Source organism: Corynebacterium sp. MSK044 (assembly GCF_030232825.1).
GTDB lineage: Bacteria > Actinomycetota > Actinomycetes > Mycobacteriales > Mycobacteriaceae > Corynebacterium.
This window is the reverse complement of sequence record NZ_JASPJJ010000037.1, coordinates 1-4,765: the sequence shown is the minus strand read 5'-3', so window position 1 is coordinate 4,765 and position 4,765 is coordinate 1. Positions and strand designations below refer to the sequence as shown.

Sequence of the window (4,765 nt, the reverse complement as noted above, 5' to 3'; positions counted from 1 at the left end):
CGCTGCCCATCACTAGGTGGATCTCATGTTGCAGCAACAATTCCTCACGGATCTCTTGCTGAAACGTTCAACATGGGCATTGAAGTTGGGTTGTCTACTGTTGTGCACCACACCGGTGCCACAATCGACTACACCTGGGATACCGCCACCGGACACATGGTCCGTATGCGCCGTTCTGATGACACTATTTTAGATATTCAGTGGGATGATGCCGTTGGTCGGGTTGCTCATATTTTTGTGTCTAACCCGACAACGCACCCAGGTGATGAACCACTTCGATTGATCTCTTATGAGTATGATCCGCATGGCCAGCTGGTGCGGGTGATTAATTCCAACGATGGTGCGTTGAAGTATCACTACGATGATCAAGGCCGGATGTATGCCTGGACTGACCGCAATGGTGTGTCCTACTACTACCGTTTCGATGAGCAGGGTCGTGTTCACTCGCAGGTAGGTACTGGGGGGATGTTCCCGAATATTCTTTACTGGGGTCACGACACCGGTCAAGACGCACCACTTGGTGGAACAGTATGTGTACTCATTGAAACAGCCGGCGAGTTCCAAGGTGACCCACTTACCCTAGGCGACACCGTGGTTGAGGACTACTTTAATCGTCTTGAACAACTCCCGCTTTATCAGGCACTTGTTGAAGGTGGACTTGACGCAGCCGGTTTAACCGGTCGCGGCCGCACCGCGAAGCGTGATGATGACACATGGACTGTTCCACAACAATGGCTCCACGACGAGGTGCTAGGTGATATCCGCCCCACCGTCTACCGCTCTACCCCAGAAGGCGACGTATGGCGAACCATCACACCGGAAGGTGTGGTTGTTGATTCTGTATTCAACGAGTACCACCAAGAAACGGCTGTCGTTTCACCGGCTGGGGCGATTGCGGAATTCCATTTCAATGATGACGGGGTTCAGATCGGCGCAAGTTATGAAGATGGTACTGAGTACCGCATTGAGCCGGCTGCTTGGGGTACACCGGCGCGTCTTATTGGTCGTGATGGTCTGGTTACTGAGTTTGATGTGGACGTTTTTGGCATGATTCAGTCGGTGACGAAGCCTTCTGGTCTGACAACGCTGTATACCTATGAGGTGCGTCCTGAAGGGATCGTTCCTACTGGAACAAGCACCGTTGACGGTGTTATTAGCCAGATGGAGTGTGATGGTGCTGGCCGTATTATTGCTCGTACGGACGGGGCTGGCAGGAGGGTAAGTCATGTTCGTGACGTGCGGGGACTGGTTGTTGAGACGATGGATCCTGCGGGGGCGACCACAACGATTCAACACACCCCTGAGGGGTGGCCGTGTGCTATTGAGCTGGCAGACGGAAGCAAGGTAAGCGCTGCCTACGATGGTGAGGGAAATAAAGTTGCGGCGACCAATGAGCTCGGCGCGTCAACGTTTGCTCAGTACACTGTTTTTGATAGGCCAGTAGTAACCACCGATGCTTCAGGTGCTGTTACGCGTCTTGAGTACAACACGCAGATGGAGCCGATCAGGCTTACGAACGCTGATGGGAATACTTGGACGTATACCTATAACTTGGATGGCACGGCGGTTAAAGAAACCGACTACAACGGCATCGTAAGGGAAACTGTTGCCAGCATCGATGGGTTAAGTGCAATACAGCAGGGTCCGGAAGGTACGTCGCAGCAGACTTATCATCATGATGGGCGGGTTGCCACCTTGCGCGACAAGACGGGACTTACCTCGTATTTTTATGACGATGTTGGACGGTTGGACCGTGTGGTTGGGCCGCAGGTACGTGTCGCTTATACAAGGGATGAGTTTGGTCGCGTTATCGAGGAAACCGTCGTACTACCCACGGGTGAGGCTACTACCCACCGGGTTGATCTCGATCCCAGTGGGCTGGTAGATGCTGAACATATTGATTTGGCAATGGGCAACACATTCAGTACCTCATTTATGAGGGATGAATATGGAGAGATTCGCACCAGTATTCACACGCGAACGAGTGCAGGTGCACCAGAGGGCCAACGTGTCGCGGATATTAGTTACGGTGTGGATGAGCGGGGAATTCGCAACCGTATTGGTGCTGGTTCAACCTTCCGATCCTCACGAGTTGATTCCCGTGGGCGTGTGGTTAGTGATCACGTTTCGGTTCTTGAGTCTGATGCTTCGGTGGGTCACCATATTGTTTCGGCGCGGGAGTACTCATGGCGTCCTGACACTGTTCTAGCTTCAGTGGCAGACTATCTGCGGGGAACTACTGAATATCAGCTCGATATCCTTGGTCGTGTTACGGGTGTTTCCCGATCCGCAGAAACGGCCGGATCTGCCAGCTTCATGGCGGAAAGCGCAATGGATGAAACCTATGGTTTCAGCCTTGCAGGTATGCTCACTAAGATTGATGTGCCTTTTGTTCATCTTGGGTCTACGAATCCGCTTGGTGGGAACCGTCATGACACGGCGGGTCGTAGTTTTGATACCGAAGTGGAGTTCAAAGGCACACTTCCAACTCGGGTGGGCAGGACTACATATACTTATGATGCTGCTGGACGGGTGACTCAAACTGTTACCAAGCGCATTAGCCAGAAACCGTTGGTGCATCAATTCTTCTACGGTTCGGACACTCAACCTATTGGTTTTACCTCGTCGGACGAGCCTGGCGTTGGGTACCGCTACCTGTACGATCCGCTTGGTCGCCGAGTTGCCAAAGAGCGCGTTGACACTGAATCTGGAGCGGTACTGACGCGAACTATTTTCACGCACGCTGGTGACCAACTCGTTGCTGAAGAAGTCATTGATGTCACCAGTGGTGCAGGTGTGCTGAGATCGGGTCATGTGTGGACAACCGATCCTGTGACTGGAGGCGTAACCGGACAGGTTCAACTTACCGGTCGAGGACCAGAGGACATAGGTGATCTCCGGGCTGAGCATCCAGCTGACTGGACACAGGCTGAGATTGATGCCGAGTTCAGGCTTATTATGGATGACTTGTCTGGAGCGCCTTTAGAGTTTGTGGATCCTGATTCAGGTCGTGTTACTGGTTATTGCCAGCAGAGTCTTTATGGTGTTCGAACCTGGCACGGTGAGACGTCGACGCCGCTGCTTTTCGCAGGACAGTATTTGGATTCGGAATCGGGGTGGGCGTATAACAGGTTCCGGTACTACTGTCCGTCTGCTGGAATATATAACGCGCAGGATCCGCTTGGCTTAGCGCCGCGGTTAGCATCTGCACAGGGCTATGTTGATCACGCCGGCTATGTTTGTGATCCGTTCGGTTTGCAGGCGCATGTGAAAAATCTTCCAAAGGACCAACGATGGCGCATCGTTGCCCACAATAAAGGTGTTGTCGGGGAGCAGGCCGCGGCCGATCTCCTCGAGAAAAACGGCATGAAAATGGGCAAACGTGACACCTACACAATAGGCGGCCGGAATCGCATTTCCGATGGCCGTGTTAAGCTTCAAGATGGTACGATCGCAGGTCTGGCTGAGGTGAAAAACGTCAAAAAAATCTCCATGACCCAACAACTTCAAGACGCCGTAGCATTCAACAAGGAGCGGTACCCTGGGACGAAGCTAAACTTGTTTGTCCGTGAGGACACTCATGTGGCTAGTACCGTACTTGCTAACGACGATATTGTTGTTCATAAAATGTCGTCTGAGATCCTATCGGATGCCGAAACTGCTGTGCGGTTATCGGATACGAAGTCGCTGTGGCTGTTTCCTTCCAAGTGATAGAAAGGTTGTTCTGTGAGTGATACTGCAACAGAAGTTGCTCGTTTGGTGGGGTTGCATACCCCGGTGCCTGATAGGTATGGGACGATGTCGGATGAGCTTTTAGAGCACTATGTGTACGGGCTGGAGAAGGTGCTTTTGCGCGATGATCTGCTTCCTACCGCTAAGGATCAGCTTGTTTGCGCGATCAATGAGTTTCTTAAAGCTAGGCATTATTATTTGTTTGATCAGTTGGAGCGGTGTTACTACTTGGAGCCACATGCTGGTGTGAGGACACAGTTGTTCTTTTCTTTGGAAAGGCTTGCTGGTAGTAAGGAGAAGTATCTTGATCGGATGTTGGAGATGTATCTGACTGATCATCGCAGTATTGGTACAACCAGTGAAATGGTCAAGGAGTATTTCCAGACGCTTTTTATTAAGAAGGGGCGGCAGCGTCACTGGGATGTGGTTGCTGAAACTGCTGATACTGATCGTGATGTTGAGTTCATTGCGTTTATTGCCGGGAGGTCCCAGCGGCAGTTGGAGCGTCATCAGGTCAATGCGTGGATGCCTGTTCTTGATGAGGCTAAACGGGTTACCCGGCCGGAACTTTCTGCGGAATAATATTTAAGGAGACGATACGATGATTATTCCGATTTATATTGCTTTTGGTGCTGATGAGTACACCATTCTTAATGATGGTGGTGTTGAGCAGCGGCGTGATGCGATTACAGGTGCGATTGAGACCTCTTCGCATCCTGTGACTGATATCGATGTGGTGTTTGTTGATACTGCTGACGGTCTTGCTGAGGTGGTTGATCGTACAACTGTTAGTGGCATTGTTTTTGGTGCTGCTGACTGGGATGGGCAAGACCTTACGGATGGAATGCGTATTAATACCCCTGAGCAGGTCGCTGATTTTGCTCATGTGCTCGAAGGTCTTGATCCTGATGACTTCGAGGAAGTTGACGCTATTGACATTCTCACTGATTTTTATACTGCGGCGCGCACCCGTGGTGACGCTATTGCGGTGTACTTCAACTAACAGGACGTAACTGATATGCCTACTTCTACT

At 51.4% G+C, this 4,765-nt stretch carries 3 protein-coding genes; all 3 read left to right on the top strand.

Going from position 1 to position 4,765, the window contains the following annotated elements; all coding sequences use genetic code 11:
• The first annotated feature begins 165 nt into the window (after window positions 1-165).
• The 3 genes from QP994_RS10850 to QP994_RS10840 are packed head-to-tail and all read left to right on the top strand — an operon-like array spanning window position 166 to window position 4,735.
• Entirely contained in the window at window positions 166-3,711 is a 3,546-nt protein-coding gene (locus QP994_RS10850) for an RHS repeat-associated core domain-containing protein (RefSeq protein WP_284866792.1), read from the top strand.
• Between the two features lie 15 nt (window positions 3,712-3,726).
• A complete protein-coding gene (locus QP994_RS10845; protein WP_284866791.1) occupies window positions 3,727-4,314 on the top strand; it encodes a hypothetical protein in 588 nt (195 codons plus the stop codon).
• Window positions 4,315-4,333: 19 nt separating this feature from the next.
• The gene (locus tag QP994_RS10840; RefSeq protein WP_284866790.1) at window positions 4,334-4,735 is read left to right on the top strand and encodes a hypothetical protein; all 402 of its coding nucleotides are present in this window, start codon (window positions 4,334-4,336) and stop codon (window positions 4,733-4,735) included.
• The last annotated feature ends 30 nt before the right edge of the window (window positions 4,736-4,765 follow it).

Excerpts from the sequence above, each read along its gene's own strand:
- QP994_RS10850 (WP_284866792.1), top strand. The coding sequence starts at position 166 with ATGCGCCGTTCTGATGACACTATTTTAGATATTCAGTGGGATGATGCC.
- QP994_RS10840 (WP_284866790.1), top strand. The coding sequence starts at position 4,334 with ATGATTATTCCGATTTATATTGCTTTTGGTGCTGATGAGTACACCATT.